The organism is uncultured Clostridium sp., assembly GCF_934754925.1.
In the GTDB taxonomy this organism is placed as follows: Bacteria; Bacillota; Clostridia; order Clostridiales; family Clostridiaceae; genus Clostridium.
Genome location: NZ_CAKVJA010000021.1, coordinates 1 through 14,827 on the forward strand (window position 1 = coordinate 1; position 14,827 = coordinate 14,827).

14 protein-coding genes are annotated in these 14,827 nt (G+C 27.6%); 4 read left to right on the forward strand and 10 right to left on the reverse strand.

Annotation, left to right across the window (positions count from 1 at the left end; translation table 11 throughout):
- The coding region (locus Q0G30_RS08305; protein WP_294388814.1) for a NosD domain-containing protein at positions 1 to 1,664 on the reverse strand (1,664 nt) is incomplete at its 3' end.
- A gap of 177 nt (positions 1,665 to 1,841) precedes the next feature.
- Here Q0G30_RS08305 and Q0G30_RS08310 point away from each other — a divergent pair.
- Positions 1,842 to 2,174: a HesB-like protein gene (locus Q0G30_RS08310; protein ID WP_195468392.1), complete on the forward strand. Its 333-nt coding sequence runs from the start codon at positions 1,842 to 1,844 to the stop codon at positions 2,172 to 2,174.
- A gap of 113 nt (positions 2,175 to 2,287) precedes the next feature.
- On the opposite strand, the gene Q0G30_RS08315 is transcribed toward Q0G30_RS08310, so the two are convergent.
- From Q0G30_RS08315 to Q0G30_RS08350, 8 genes are all read right to left on the reverse strand, one after another.
- Positions 2,288 to 2,962, reverse strand: a complete 675-nt coding sequence (locus Q0G30_RS08315; RefSeq protein WP_294388816.1) for a hypothetical protein — start codon at positions 2,960 to 2,962, stop codon at positions 2,288 to 2,290.
- Between the two features lie 406 nt (positions 2,963 to 3,368).
- Positions 3,369 to 4,166 carry a GTP pyrophosphokinase family protein gene (locus Q0G30_RS08320; protein WP_294388819.1) on the reverse strand — a complete coding sequence of 266 codons (798 nt, stop codon included), beginning with the start codon at positions 4,164 to 4,166 and terminating at the stop codon, positions 3,369 to 3,371.
- A gap of 135 nt (positions 4,167 to 4,301) precedes the next feature.
- On the reverse strand, positions 4,302 to 4,991 hold the full coding sequence (locus Q0G30_RS08325) for a metallophosphoesterase (protein ID WP_294388821.1): 690 nt from the start codon (positions 4,989 to 4,991) through the stop codon (positions 4,302 to 4,304).
- Between the two features lie 160 nt (positions 4,992 to 5,151).
- The gene (tyrS, locus tag Q0G30_RS08330; RefSeq protein WP_294388822.1) at positions 5,152 to 6,372 is read right to left on the reverse strand and encodes a tyrosine--tRNA ligase; all 1,221 of its coding nucleotides are present in this window, start codon (positions 6,370 to 6,372) and stop codon (positions 5,152 to 5,154) included.
- A gap of 232 nt (positions 6,373 to 6,604) precedes the next feature.
- Complete coding sequence (locus Q0G30_RS08335) at positions 6,605 to 7,018, reverse strand: hypothetical protein (protein WP_294388823.1); 414 nt, start codon at positions 7,016 to 7,018, stop codon at positions 6,605 to 6,607.
- Positions 7,019 to 7,201: 183 nt separating this feature from the next.
- Complete coding sequence (locus Q0G30_RS08340) at positions 7,202 to 8,347, reverse strand: RNA-binding domain-containing protein (protein ID WP_294388824.1); 1,146 nt, start codon at positions 8,345 to 8,347, stop codon at positions 7,202 to 7,204.
- A gap of 247 nt (positions 8,348 to 8,594) precedes the next feature.
- Positions 8,595 to 9,722, reverse strand: coding sequence for a Ger(x)C family spore germination protein (locus Q0G30_RS08345; RefSeq protein ID WP_289128075.1), 1,128 nt, complete (start codon positions 9,720 to 9,722; stop codon positions 8,595 to 8,597).
- Positions 9,709 to 11,130, reverse strand: a complete 1,422-nt coding sequence (locus tag Q0G30_RS08350; protein ID WP_289128076.1) for a spore germination protein — start codon at positions 11,128 to 11,130, stop codon at positions 9,709 to 9,711. Before Q0G30_RS08350 ends, Q0G30_RS08345 begins: the two co-directional genes overlap by 14 nt.
- A gap of 103 nt (positions 11,131 to 11,233) precedes the next feature.
- Between Q0G30_RS08350 and Q0G30_RS08355 the strand changes: the two genes are divergently transcribed.
- The 3 genes from Q0G30_RS08355 (at position 11,234) to trpS (ending at position 13,855) form a co-directional block, all read left to right on the forward strand.
- Positions 11,234 to 12,304 carry an endospore germination permease gene (locus tag Q0G30_RS08355; RefSeq protein WP_289128077.1) on the forward strand — a complete coding sequence of 357 codons (1,071 nt, stop codon included), beginning with the start codon at positions 11,234 to 11,236 and terminating at the stop codon, positions 12,302 to 12,304.
- Between the two features lie 183 nt (positions 12,305 to 12,487).
- Complete coding sequence (locus Q0G30_RS08360) at positions 12,488 to 12,652, forward strand: zinc-ribbon domain-containing protein (protein WP_133016848.1); 165 nt, start codon at positions 12,488 to 12,490, stop codon at positions 12,650 to 12,652.
- Between the two features lie 195 nt (positions 12,653 to 12,847).
- The gene (gene trpS, locus Q0G30_RS08365) at positions 12,848 to 13,855 is read left to right on the forward strand and encodes a tryptophan--tRNA ligase (RefSeq protein WP_294388828.1); all 1,008 of its coding nucleotides are present in this window, start codon (positions 12,848 to 12,850) and stop codon (positions 13,853 to 13,855) included.
- A 74-nt stretch (positions 13,856 to 13,929) separates the two neighbouring features.
- Here the strand turns inward: trpS and galU are convergent, their stop codons facing one another.
- Positions 13,930 to 14,802, reverse strand: a complete 873-nt coding sequence (gene galU / locus Q0G30_RS08370) for a UTP--glucose-1-phosphate uridylyltransferase GalU (RefSeq protein WP_294134549.1) — start codon at positions 14,800 to 14,802, stop codon at positions 13,930 to 13,932.
- Positions 14,803 to 14,827: the final 25 nt, after the last annotated feature.

Sequence of the window (14,827 nt, forward strand, 5' to 3'; positions counted from 1 at the left end):
ATATATGGACCTTTTCCATTCCAATCATTATAATAATTTTTTTCATAGCAATCCATAACATCTGAGGAATTGCCATCATAGACATTCTTATTAATATCACTAATAAAGTTATTTTCTCTTATAATATTAAAATAATTTCCTTCAGTTATATAAAGTCCATACTCTCCATTATTAATTATGCTATTTCCTTTTATTATAACAGTATTAGTTACATCTATATTTTTTAATTCTGATAATAGTATTCCATTAGTTACATTATTAATAATATTATTTTCTAATATCTCAGTAACATCATTTTTACTAATTAATATAATGCCGTTTCCTTGACTTTCATTTAAATTATTTCCTTTAATAGTATTACAAATATTATTATAATACAAATAAATGAATGAAAAATTACTTATTATACAGTCTCTTTTCGTAATACTATTTTCTTTCATAAAAAAGTCATTGTCAATTATATTATTAGTTTTATTATTAAGATTTAGATAGACTCCACAAACTAAATTTACTCCCCTATTTGACTCTGGCTCAAATGATGCTATATTTTCTTTTAAATCTATTTGATTTTCTTTTATCTCATTATAACTATTATAAGAGTCTAGTAAAATACCTATAAAACAAATATATTTAACATTATTTACATTTGAATTTAGATTATAAATATTACTCTTTATTGAAAGATAATTATTCTTTATACTATTAGCATTATTCTTATTAGAATAAAGAATACCATAAAAACCTATTCCTCCAACATTACAACTTGCATTAAGTTTATTAAATTCTACAACAATATTATTTTCTTCAATATCCATTTTTGTATTATTTGAATCTAAATAAATTGAAGAAAAATTTAATTCTACTAAATTGCAATCATTTAAATTAAAAGTATTATTTTTAATATATAAATTATTAAACTTTATAAGTGTATCATGAGTTGAATAGCTATTGATACAATATCCATTTACACAATAAGAATCTAAATTTTCTATTTCACTATTTCCATTAATAATTTCAATTTCATTATTTAGTATATAGATAGAAGTTGAATTATCAGTAATTATTCCTGAATAATTTTCTTGCATATTTTCATTAAAAGTAATGCTTATTTTAAGATATATAGCATTATCTTGTATTAGAACTTTTCCTGAATCTAATATAAATATTCCTGTACAAGAATCTTTTGATGATTCTATTAAGCTATTTTTTATTCTAACTTCACTACTTCTATTTATTGAAATTGCCTGATTATTTTCTTTAAAAGACATATATTGAATAGAAATTCCTTGTGAAAATTCTATATATATACCCACTTCACAGTTTTCTACTATAAAATTTTTTAGATTTACATCTGTTTGCCCTACAATATTTATTGCTGCCTCACTATTACCAATACTTACACCTGTTCCATCAATTGTAACATTACTAACTTTTATTACAAATAACTTTCCTGTTTGTTCCACTTTATTATCTAATGTAGCAATTCTAGAATCCTTATCCCAAGTTCCAATGTTAACTTTATCTCCATTACTATTTATCCATCCATTCTCTTCAGTTAAAAATATTATTTCTTTAATGTTTTCTATAATTGAATGAATTTTATCATGATAATCCCTATGTGAATATCGACTTAATACCTCTTGCTTTAATATATGGTTATCCATAAGTATCCTCCAAATCAGTTATACAAGATATACTATTCATAAATTATTATAATTGATATTAGCTTTCTTAATTGATAAGGCATTTTTTTACATTTTACTTATAAAAAACATATTGCTATTTCCGAGTAATATGGTATACTATAAACATAATTTGAATAAATTTAAGAGGTGAATATTATGAATAAATTTTTAGTAAGTGAAGAAGCATATAACGAATTCAAGGCTTTCCTTGTAGAAAATGAAGTAGAAAATTTTAGTATAAGAATTAACTTAGCTGGATTTGGTTGTAGCGGACCAGCTTTTAACATAACTGTTGATGAAGCAAAAGAAGGAGACGTTTCTGAAAAGATTAACGACATAACTTTAATTGCTGAAGAAAAATTAGTTGATGAATTCGGTGGATTTAGATTACTTTCATCTGAAGAAAACGGTGGTAGAGGATTATCTTTAAAACCAGTTATCGAAGTTGAAGGTGGTTGTGGATCTTGTGGCGGTGGATGTCACCACTAAGATACAAAAAAAGCTAAGCAAAATTGCTTAGCTTTTTTATTTACAAATAAGATTAATTACAAATTAAAATTTTAAGTCACCAATAACTTGGCTGTAACTTAAATATAATATTTTTATTTATTAACTGCATTTTCATACGTAAAATTATACTCTACATATTTATTATTAACTTCCTGAATTCCTTGTAAAATATCTACCCAATAATCTTCGTTAATCATTACCTTCTCTTTTTCACTATTAGATACATTACAATTTTCTTCATAAAAACTATTAAAATAATTATTTAAATCCATTGCCATACTTCTTAATGTTTTAAAATCATCTGCTACTTTTCCCTTTAATTCTATAACATCGATTTTTTCTGTCATATCATTTTGAATGTATGAATAAATTAATTCTTCTATTTCTGAATATAGTTCATTTTTAGTTTTCGTATTTACAACTATATTTTTACCTTTATTCTTGAACTTTCTTAATATTTTATTATCATCAGCAAGATAATTATTCCAAAGACTTAACTCTGCTTCTGAAATTTTACTATAGTTTTTATAAAGTGTTAAAAGATCTCCGTTATTTACACTCTCTGCTGTAACACAGCTATCTAATATGGAAAATATAGATTCATTCCTAAATCTTATTTCTTCAATCTTACTATAATTTTGTTTTCCTAGTTCATAGCAATATTTTTTATTTAAGATAGCCTGATAAATATTCACCGTAAAGCTTATCATTAATATAAGAATAATAATTATAAAGCAATTATCTTTTATATTAGTTTTAATCTTCATTCGCCACCCCCACTATCTTCAGTATACCATAATCCCCTGAACGTGACAAATTAACTAAAAATACTTTAACTTTGATAAAATAAAACACCTTTAAATAAAAAGGTAACTATCCTATCAAAATAATTTGTAGCACAAAACATTAACTATAAAAATGCGCATGTTATAAGCAAATACATGGAAAAAGAAAAAATGAAATATTAATTTGGAGGGAATATTGAAATTAAGCCGTAGAATTTAATCTTTGTGGAATTTAACTTGCGTAAAGAAGTTGTATTGAAGCGTCAGCGGCTTTTACAACTTTAGCAAGTTCAATGGAACAAAGATATAAATTCTAGGCGAAAATTTCACCGTTCCCGGAAAATAAATATTTCATTTTTTCGCCCCATGTAATGCGCAATTTATTTAATTATTCGCTTTCTTTATATCGTATAATATCTTTCTTTATACTGCTTAAAAGATTGTTTAACTCCCATACTTCACCTTCATCTACAAGCTTATTTAACATAACCTGATATCTGCTTGCTTCGGCTGTTTTTCCTATAGACATTAAAGTCATTATATTATTCATTATATTAGTTATTATATCTGACTTAACCTCAAATAACCTTTGAGCATCCTTTATTTCATCTTTTATTTCTAGCATTTGCTCATCTAAATTAAATGCTGAATCTGCTGCTTCTTTTAATTTTTCTTGTATCTCTTTAGGAATATGTTGCTTATACTTATAATTTAAAGAATGCTCTATCGTAGCCCAGAAATTCATCGCTAAAGTTCTTATTTGAAACTCTGCTAATATATCCTTTGGACCTTCTGCCATATAGACAGTATACTTAATAATCATATGGTAACTTCTATATCCACTTTGTTTAACATTTCTTACATAGTCTTTTTCATAAAGTATTTGCATATCTCGTCTTGCTCTAATAAGTTCAATAACTGTATCTATATCATCAACAAACTGGCACATTATTCTTATACCAGCTATATCCTCCATTTCTTGCCCTACTCTATCAAGAGGAATTCCAAACTTATTTGCTTTTTCTAAAAGACTTGAAACTTCCTTAACTCTTCCTGTAACAAATTCAATTGGAGAATATTCATTTCTTTTTCTATACTCTTTTCTTATACTCCTTAGTTTAACCTTAAGCTCATCTACTGCTTGTTCATAAGGCATAAGGAAACTCTTCCAATTTTGCATTGCCATAAAACATCACCCTTATATTTAGTACAAATACATTATATCAAAAACACCAAAAACTGTAACTAAAAATCATATAACTGAAATTTTAAATTTCTGCTTTAAAATATAATATCTATATAATCCATATACTTAATCCATTTAATCTAATATCTTAATAGGATTAAAATCAATAAAGTCACATGAAGTCATTATATATTCTACTCCATTAATATTTCCCTCTATTGCTTTCACATTAGCTGGTCCATGTAAGTGTCCATAAACAACTTTTTCAACTTTGTAATCTTGGAAAATCTTCATAAACTCAGTCTCTTCATTTCCATTACCAAAAGGTGGATAATGGATCATTACAATAAATTTATCAAACCCAGCCTTTTTTGCTGAATCCAATGATAACCTTATTCTTATTTGTTCTCTTGCATATATCTTTGCGTCTTTAGAATTAAACTTATCACTACTTGGATCAATCCAACCCCTTGTTCCACAAATAGCGTAATCATTATATGCATAAAAATTATTTTGTACAAACTTCATATTATCATACATAGCATTTAATTTAGATATACTACTCCACCAATAATCATGATTTCCTTTACTTATAATTTTTTTACCTGGTAAATTGCTTATCCATTCTAAATCTATTTTACTATCCTCAGATTTCATAGACCAAGAAATATCTCCTGCAATTAATACTGTATCTTCTTCTGTTATTTTATCTGTCCAATTTTTCTTTATCTTTTCATCATGGTTAATCCAATGGCCACCAAATATATCCATAGGCTTATCTGTACTTAATGCAAGGTGTAAATCGGAAATAGCATATAAAGCCATAGTACTCCCCCTTATCTCATGTTTAAACTTATTATTTATATATTATAACCACTTAATCTTAAAATAAAAATACTCCGAGGTCAATCCAAATATTGGATTGACCTCGGAGGTCCATACATTTTTTGTAAATTATTTTTAGCTATATATTAACTTATAAAATTTATTCTACTACAATTTTATTGTAATTCTTTTTACCTCTTTTAATTAAAGCTGCTCCATCTTGTATATCTTCTTCAGTGAATAATCTTGCTACTTCTGTAACCTTTTCTCCATTTATAGAAAGACCACCTTGTTGGATTAATCTTCTTCCTTCTGCTTTTGAAGGAACTATTTTAGTTTCAGCAATAACATCAAGAACAGTTTTTCCAAAGATTTCAGCTGTAACTGTTACTGTTGGCACATTGCTCATATCAACTCCACCAGCAAATAATGCTTCTGCAGCTGATTTAGCTTTGTTTGCTTCTTCTTCGCCATGAACAAGCTTAGTTACTTCATAAGCAAGGATAGCTTTTGCTTTGTTTATTTCTGCACCTTCTAAAGCTCCAAGTCTTCTTACTTCATCCATAGGTAAGAAAGTTAATAATGCTAAACATTTTTCAACATCAGCATCGTCTACATTTCTCCAGTATTGATAGAAATCAAATGGTGATGTTTTTTCTGGATCTAACCATAATGCTCCACCAACTGTTTTACCCATCTTTTGACCTTGGCTATTAGTTAATAATGTACAAGTCATTGCCATAGCTTGACCTTGAGCTTTTCTTCTAACTAACTCAACACCTGCAATCATATTTGACCATTGGTCATCTCCACCTAGTTCCATTTTACAGTTGTATTTTTGATTTAATACATAGAAATCATATCCTTGCATTAACATATAGTTAAATTCTAAGAATGATAATCCCTTTTCTAATCTTTGTTTGAAGCATTCAGCTGTTAACATTCTATTTACTGAGAAGTGAACTCCTACCTCTCTTAAGAAATCAACATAATTTAAGTTTAATAACCAATCTGCATTATTTACTAATATAGCTTTATCATCTGAGAAATCTATGAACTTCTCCATTTGCTTCTTTATACAAGAAACATTATGTTCAATTTGCTCTTTTGTAAGCATAGATCTCATATCAGTTTTTCCTGATGGGTCTCCAACCATTGCAGTTCCTCCACCAAGTAAAGCTATTGGTCTATGACCAGCTTTTTGCATATGTGCCATAAACATCATTGCTATAAAGTGACCTACATGTAAACTATCAGCTGTTGGATCAAATCCTATATAAAAAGTTATTTTCTCCTTTTCTAGCAATTCTCTTGTCTCTTCTTCATGAGTAAATTGCTTTATGTATCCACGATCTAATAACTCGTCTAAAACGTTAGCCATCTCCTTACCTCCTATAAAATTTCATATATTACTTAGTATATATTTATTATCCCTTTTTATCAAGAAGATTTAGATTTTAATGAACCCATATTCAAACTTTGTAAAAAATCAATATAATATCTTTATAACTAAAAAGCTACCCATTTGAACACTCCCTATTAATTAAAAAAGGTACTGTTCAATTTCTGAGTAGCTTTAATTATAATTTATTTAAATTTAATTATTTTCAATCCTATGCTACGTATTCTTTAATACATGATGGTACTTCTTCTGCAGTATCAACATTAACATTAATATACACATTGATACCAAACCTATCTGTTAGACCAGCAATCTTTCTAAATAATTCTGTTGAATCCTTCATAGTACACTTAACAATATTTGATAATCCATCAATATAGATATTTTCAATATCATAATTAGACGAAATTATACCACATAACATTCCATAAAAACTTTGACAATCATCTACCTTATACTCATTTGTATCAACAAATCTTATACCTCTTGCTAACTGTAACATTGGTCTAGAATCATCATCAATATAAACGGCATCACCTTTAGCACTTATTTGTTGGTGGTTGGCTAATTCTATTAACCTTTTTGTTTTTCCAGAACCTCTTCTTGCACAAAAAACTTGAATCATTGGAACCACTCCTTATTTTTAAATTATTTTTTATAGTTAATTATCTTCATAATTTTGTTGAAGATATAAGTTAAACTTTTTACATATAATTTAAAATTCTAGTAACATACCTTTTAGCAAATTAAACTTTAACTAAACTTTCTACACCTTTCTTTAAAGTTATTATTAGCCATATAAATTTTATTATTCCATGCTTATAGGCAAAATAACCTTAAAACAATCATCTAATGTTGAGTTTATTAACCTTACCTTTCTTTTTCCTTTGAATGCTTCCTTTATTCTTACTAATCCATTACCATCATTAATAAATCTCTTACCTTCATCTAAAGATATTAATTTATCATAAATCCACATATTTCTCTTATTATATCCCATATCACCAAACATGTTGCTTTTAGAAACTAATTGCCCTGGACTTATGACTATGACTGAGTTTTTTGTTAATATTATTTCTATTACCTTATCTATAATTGAATACTCTCTATACATTACTGAATTTTTCACAGCTTCCATAACAGCAAAAACTGGATATCCACTAGGTAATAACGTATACATTTCTTTTTCTGTTTTATCTATCATATCTAATAAATTGCCATTTATCATAATTGATCTAGGATAATTTTCATTTATTTTGTTTATTATCCTTATAGCATTATTGGGAATACAAATATTATTACTGTCACAAAATACTACTAATCCACCAAAAGTACATCTAACCCTTCTATTTCTTTTATCTAAATAAGTTATACCTGCACTTTCCAATAGGAATTTTTCATTTTCTCTATTAATAACTATTCCCTTACTTTTAAAATATCTTTCTATTAGTTCTCTATTTAAAAATTCAGCACTACTATTTACTATTTTGCAAGTTTCAACTGTTAATAACTGATTTTCCTCAAATGCTGCCACTAGTTCTGATTTTCTCATAGTATCCGTAATAGACCCTCTTCTTATATGGAATGCTCCAGTTTCTTTTATCTGATAAGGTTTTTGTCCTCCATCAAATATTGTTATTATTCCAATATCAATTCCATCTAAATTTACAACCTCTACTGTTATTGGAATTGGTGGCTCACATCTTGAACTCACAACCTGTTGGATTTTTTCTTCATCTAATGCTTTAAGCTTATTAATTCCAACTAATCGTTTCGTTCTGTCTTCAACTCCTATTATTAGATACCCTCTTCCCCCTTTAGAATTTGCTATAGCACATACATCTTTTGCAAGTTCTTTCTTACCTGATTCTGATGAGATATCTATTTTTAGTTTGAAATCTAATTTAGTACCTTCCCTCTGTTGTATTAAAGATAGTAGCTTTTTCTTATTCATAATATTTTACCTTAAACTCTCTCTAAGATATAATATTCAACTTAAACTAAAACTGCTAATTTTAGCATTAAATTTTAGTAAAAACTTTATAGTAATATATTATATTTATAATAATAAAAAAAAGAACAAAGAAAATAATTTTATTATATATTTTCCTTTGTTCTTTAACACTTAGCAATTTTTAGTTTTATCTCTTTAATTTAATAATACTCTTCTATATTTCTTTTATCATTAATACTTTTAAATATTAAAGGCTATCCTTAGCCACTCCTGTTCCCTTTATAATTAAATTAGTATTAACCTCTATTTCAGTAATATTTAAGGGATTATCTATATTCTCATTTGGATAATACATTTCTGCTAATCTATGGATATCAAAAATATCTAGATTTTCTTCTTTATATTTATTAAATAAATATTCTGCATAACCAGTTATATATGTTTCCTCATTTGTCTTAATATAATCTAATGCATTATCATCTACTATTAATTTTCCTTGTACCTCACTTACTGATACCTCAAGATTAACATCCTTTATTAGCTTATATTTTCCATCTATAAATTCTAACTTATCTTTCATACTACTATCTAATATTTGCAGTGTAATAAAATTTTCCTTACTTTGAGGATTAGTAATCTCTAAGGTTCCACTTTTTGCATTTCCCATCACAATGTTATAAATCAAACTATTTTCCATATCTATTCTTTCTACTAAAACATTATCCTTAAAAATAGATGAACCTTGTATTTCAATCTTTTTATCAATAGCATTATCCTTTAATGCTATTGATGTTAATAATGCCGTATTACTTCCCATTAAAATATTACTTAAATAATAATTTATATTTGAACGCACAGCCCTAGGATTATACTTTGCTTTCCCTACTAAGTCATTTAAGAATAGTCCTAGGTATTCTTCATCTGTAGATACCGTCTTTACTAATTCATCTACATCTCCATAATATACGAAAGCACTTGGTTTCATTGAAAATTCACTATTATTATTAATTAAATCTAAAAACTTTTTAATGCCTTTTCTAGAAGCTTTTTCAGTAAAAATATATGCCCTTATTTGACTATAATCTAATTTGAAGCTTGATGCTCTATTTACATCATTTAGTGCTTCTAAAGCTGTTTTACCTTCACCTTTGTAAATTATCCTTCGTCCCTTATCTGAACTATCATTAGTACTTCTATAAGGCTTAATACAATCTAAATAAACTATTTCTTGTCCTAAGTCATTTACATCAAAAATAACGCTAGTTGGAAATGTAACCTTATTAATATCATGATAATCGAAACAACCAGTTAAAAGTAATGGTATAAGTATTAAGCTTAATAATATAGAAGCTTTTTTCTTTTTATTTTTCAGCATTCTTTTTACCCCCTGTTCCTATTATCCTTCTTGAAATCCTATCTAATTTACCTCTAAAGAATACATCCTTAAATCTATATTCACTTAAACTACCTAATGGGAATAAAAATGGATATCCCACTGATTCTAATTCTGATACTTGAGTAATATAGATTAATGATGCACATAAAAATCCTGGTATTCCAAGTAATGATGATGATAACATTATAATTATTGACCAAAATGAAACAGCACCATATACTTTAGGAATTAAGAAGTAACTTAATGTACTTATTGCAACTATTATTATTGTAATTCTTGATGCAATTCCAGCTCCTACTGCTGCATCACCTAATATAAGAGCAGAAACTATACTCATTGCTCCACCTATTGGGTGTGGCAACCTTAATCCAGCTTCCTTTATAAGTTGAAAAGCTATCATCATAACAACTACTTCTACAACCGTTGGCAATGGTACTCCGGCCCTTGATACTGCTAACCTAAATACAAAAAGACTTGGTATCATAGAAAAATGATATGTAGTAATTGCTACATAAAGCCCTGGTAAAAATGAAGCAATTAAAAATGCAATCCATCTTAATATTCTATTAAAATTTGTATAGTATCTATTTATATAATAGTCATCCGGCATTTGAAAATTTTCTAAGAAGAAGTATGGTACCGTAATTACAAATGGTGTTCCATCAACTAAAATACCTATACGACCTTCAAAAATCTTTGCTGCAACTTCATCTGGTTTTTCAGTATATCCTACTGTATCAAAAAATGAATGCTTATGCTCTAAATTCACCTCTATATAATTTGAATCTAAAACAAATCTTAAATCTAAATTTTTAAGTGTATCTTTTACTTTGTTAACTAACTCATCCGGTGCAATTCCCTTTATATATGCAATTGCAACTGCTGTTTGTGACTCTTCTCCAAGTACAACTGTTTCAAACTTTAAGTCTGGATTCTTAATACGTCTACGAATTAATGCAACATTATCTACTATAAGTTCATTGAATCCCTCTCTAGGACCCTTTAATACAGCTTCAGTTTCTGGAATTCCTATACCCCTTCTTGGGAAATTCTTAACTTCACAAAATATAATTTCCTTAAAATCTTTTAAAATTAGTATTACATCTCCAGATAAAACATGCATAAGTGCATCCTCTAAATCTGTTGCCATACCTGTTGCACTTATATCAAGTACCTTTTCTAATAAATCATTTGGATATTTTATACTTGTATTTTTTAATTCTCCAAATCCTCTTAATGGTAATATTAAATACTCCATCATCCATTGACCATTACATAAGTCATCTATGAATACTAAAGTACCATCACCTATTATTGTTTTAACATCTCTATATTTAACGTCAAAACATCCTTCAAATCGTTCTTTTACATAACTTAAATTATCCATTTACATCACCTAAAGATATTATTCCTCTCACCATGTTTAATATTCATTTTTTTGAGAATAATAAAATAGACTTAGCTTATATTTAGATATTGGAGGAAAAGAAATGAATAAATTATCAGCAAAACACTTTATACTTTTTGTATTTGGTGTTACATATATATCTTTTAAAACATATCCCTCTTTGTTTATTGCAGAAGGGGGAAGAGATACATGGCTATATACACTAATTATATATTTAATTTTCTTTGCATTTGCCATGTACTTAATTTATGTTATGGATTCTCGGAAAGTTTATAATATAAATGAAGTATTCACTCAAGGACTACCTAAGCCTTTAGGCAACATATTTTTATTTTTGTTTGCCTTTGGTCTATTTCTAGCTGCCCTTGAGTCTGCAGCAGTAGAAACTAATGTAGTTAAATCCTGCTTTTTCCTTGGAACTCCTAGTTGGTATATAATTATATTCTTCATTTTGCCATTAGTTTTTTTAATAGGAAAAAGCATACGCTCATTTTTAATTTTTATAATAATCCTTATATCTTCATTAGGAGTTAATACTTTTATCTTATCTGCAATTACTGAGAAATATAAAGATATAAAATATATTATGCCTGTTTTTGCAGGTACCATAGCAAGTGAATTTTTATCAACATTTTTACTAGTTTTGGGTTCACTTTCTGCTTTTGTTATTGCTTTGCCATATTTAAGATATTTAAATACTGGAAAAAATTTAAGAAAACATAGCTTTATTGCTTTAGGAATACTAGGTGCTATATGTATTTACATTTTAATTGGAATATTATCCACATTTGGACCTCTTAGAGCTGCTAATCTCTTTTATCCTGAATTTGTTCAAAGTCAAAGAGTTCAACTTAGTGGCTTCTTAGAGTTTGGAGATTTCTTTTTCTTATATCAAACAGTTATTGGTTTCTTCTTAAAATATGCAATTGCAACCTATGGAATATATATAATTTATAAAAAGTATATAAAGAATTATAAATACTTTACTACAATTTATACTTTAGCAATATTTATATTTGGAACATTTTTATCAAGAAATAATTACATTTTATTTTATGTTCTTAAATATTATCAATATATTAATTTAGTATTATTTGTAGCCGTTCCACTTATTGCATTTACTGCATTTAGCTTAAAATATAAGAAAAAATAATTTTATTTTCATACCTTCCCAAAAGGATCTTTGTTGCATTTTTACCAAATTATGCTATAATAATAGTGTAATAAAAATCATTAGGAAATTCTATGATAATATCATTAAAGTACCCCTTTTTCCTTAGGTGTATAGTTAGTAGTTATCAAGATTCACCCTATGGATTTTAAGGAGGTATATGAAATGGAAGATAAGAAGATTATCTGCAAAGACTGTGGGAAGGAATTTATATTTACTGTAGGAGAACAAGAATTCTACAAAGAAAAAGGATTTGAAAATGATCCTGTTAGATGTCCTGATTGCAGAAGAGCTAGAAAAGCTCAAAAGATGAATAGAGAAAGAAGATAATTCTTTTGAATTAATGAAAGAGCTGAGTTGCAGCTCTTTTTTCTATAATCGTATATTTATTTTTATATTTATCATATTAAATTAAGGTTTCATTTGACATAAAATTTTGGTAATTTTATAATAGTAACTATAATTGAAATTCGAAATTAGAAAATTAGATAAAACGTTTTTATAAGAAGAAAAGGGGTGCTATATTTGGAAAACGTAGCAGAAAAGAAAAAGGTTATTTTTAGTGGTATTCAACCTTCTGGAAATTTAACTTTAGGAAATTACTTAGGAGCATTAAAGAACTGGGTTAAACTTCAAGATCAATACGATTGCTTCTTCTGTGTAGTTGATTTACATGCTATAACAGTTAAACAACTACCTGCAGATTTAAGAAAAAGAACTTTAGAAGTTTTGGCTATTTATGTTGCTTGTGGTATTGATCCTGATAAAAATACATTATTCATTCAATCTCATGTACCAGCCCACTCTGAGGGTTCTTGGCTTTTAACATGTAATACTTATATGGGTGAACTTTCAAGAATGACTCAGTTTAAAGATAAGGCTCAAAAGCATGGTGATTCTATCCCTGCAGGCCTATTTGCTTATCCAGTGCTTATGGCTGCTGATATTTTATTATATAATACAGATTTAGTTCCTGTAGGAATTGACCAAAAACAGCATTTAGAATTAGCTAGAGATTTAGCAAATAGATTTAATAATGCATATAGTCCAACATTTAAAGTTCCTGATCCATATATTCCACCAGTTGGTGCTAAGATTATGAGCTTACAAGACCCAACTAAGAAAATGTCAAAATCAGATGATAATCCAAATAGTTATATATTAATTATGGACCCACCTGATGTTATAAGAAAGAAAATATCAAGAGCTGTTACTGATAGTATTGGTGTTGTTAATTATTCTGATGATCAACCTGGTGTTAAAAACTTACTTGATATTTTAATTGCAATTAAGGGATATAGTAAAGAAGAAGTGGTATCTCTATATCAAGGAAAAGGATATGCAGATTTAAAGAAAGATGTTGCAGATGCAATTGTAGATGAGTTAGCTCCAATTCAAGAAAAGGTTAATAACTTACTTAAAGATAAAAAATCCTTAGAAGAAATCTATAAATTAGGTGCTGAAAAAGCAAATTATGCTGCAATTAAAACTCTAAGAAAAATGCAAAAGAAAATTGGACTTATACCAAGATAATATACTTATTCGTTACAATTTAAATAATAAGTTAATAAAAGTCGGCTTCAAGCCGACTTTTAATCTATAAACTCTTATTTATTTTCCCAAGGTTTTGTATTTAAATATTCAATAAAATCTTCTCTAAGTCCTTCTCTTTTTAAAGCAAACTCTACTGTTGCTTCTAAAAATCCTAACTTATCTCCTACATCATATCTTCTACCTTCAAAATCATAGGCATACATAGCTTCATTTTTTATTAAAGTCTCTAATGCGTCTGTTAATTGAATTTCATTTCCTTTACCAGGCTTAGTATTTTCTAAAATCTCAAATATTTGAGGTGTAATTATATATCTTCCTAAAATAGCAATATTACTTGGTGCCTCTTCTATTGATGGCTTTTCAACTAATCTTTTAACTTTATAAACTCTATTCTCAATAGGAATTCCATCAATTATACCATACTTATTTACATTTTCAGGTGATACAGTTTGAACACCTAATATAGTTGTCTTATATTCATTAAAGCAATCTATTAATTGTTTTAAACAAGGAACTTCACTATCAACAACATCGTCTCCAAGCATTACAGCAAATGGTTCATTACCTACAAAAGATTTCGCGCAATGAATAGCATGGCCTAATCCTCTTGGTTCCTTTTGTCTTATATAGTGAATATCTACCATATCTGATATTCCTCTAACTAAATCAAGCATTTCTTGCTTTCCTGCTTTTTCTAACTCCATTTCTAGTTCAACAGATTTATCAAAGTGATCTTCTATAGATTTTTTATTTCTACCTGTTATTATTAATATTTCCTCAATTCCAGATGCAACAGCTTCTTCAATAATGTACTGAATTGTTGGCTTATCAACTATAGGTAGCATTTCCTTTGGTTGTGCCTTTGTTGCTGGTAAAAATCTTGTTCCAAGACCAGCTGCTGGTATTATAGCCTTTCTTACTTTCATTTTATTACCTCTCTAATTAAGTAAA

Coding starts and splice junctions, on each gene's coding strand:
- Q0G30_RS08310 (WP_195468392.1), top strand. CDS start 1,842: ATGAATAAATTTTTAGTAAGTGAAGAAGCATATAACGAATTCAAGGCT.
- Q0G30_RS08345 (WP_289128075.1), bottom strand. CDS start 9,722: ATGCTGAAAAATAAAAAGAAAAAAGCTTCTATATTATTAAGCTTAATA.
- Q0G30_RS08350 (WP_289128076.1), bottom strand. CDS start 11,130: ATGGATAATTTAAGTTATGTAAAAGAACGATTTGAAGGATGTTTTGAC.
- Q0G30_RS08360 (WP_133016848.1), top strand. CDS start 12,488: ATGGAAGATAAGAAGATTATCTGCAAAGACTGTGGGAAGGAATTTATA.
- Q0G30_RS08355 (WP_289128077.1), top strand. CDS start 11,234: ATGAATAAATTATCAGCAAAACACTTTATACTTTTTGTATTTGGTGTT.
- tyrS (WP_294388822.1), bottom strand. CDS start 6,372: ATGGCTAACGTTTTAGACGAGTTATTAGATCGTGGATACATAAAGCAA.
- galU (WP_294134549.1), bottom strand. CDS start 14,802: ATGAAAGTAAGAAAGGCTATAATACCAGCAGCTGGTCTTGGAACAAGA.
- Q0G30_RS08320 (WP_294388819.1), bottom strand. CDS start 4,166: ATGGCAATGCAAAATTGGAAGAGTTTCCTTATGCCTTATGAACAAGCA.
- Q0G30_RS08325 (WP_294388821.1), bottom strand. CDS start 4,991: ATGGCTTTATATGCTATTTCCGATTTACACCTTGCATTAAGTACAGAT.
- Q0G30_RS08340 (WP_294388824.1), bottom strand. CDS start 8,347: ATGAATAAGAAAAAGCTACTATCTTTAATACAACAGAGGGAAGGTACT.
- Q0G30_RS08335 (WP_294388823.1), bottom strand. CDS start 7,018: ATGATTCAAGTTTTTTGTGCAAGAAGAGGTTCTGGAAAAACAAAAAGG.
- Q0G30_RS08315 (WP_294388816.1), bottom strand. CDS start 2,962: ATGAAGATTAAAACTAATATAAAAGATAATTGCTTTATAATTATTATT.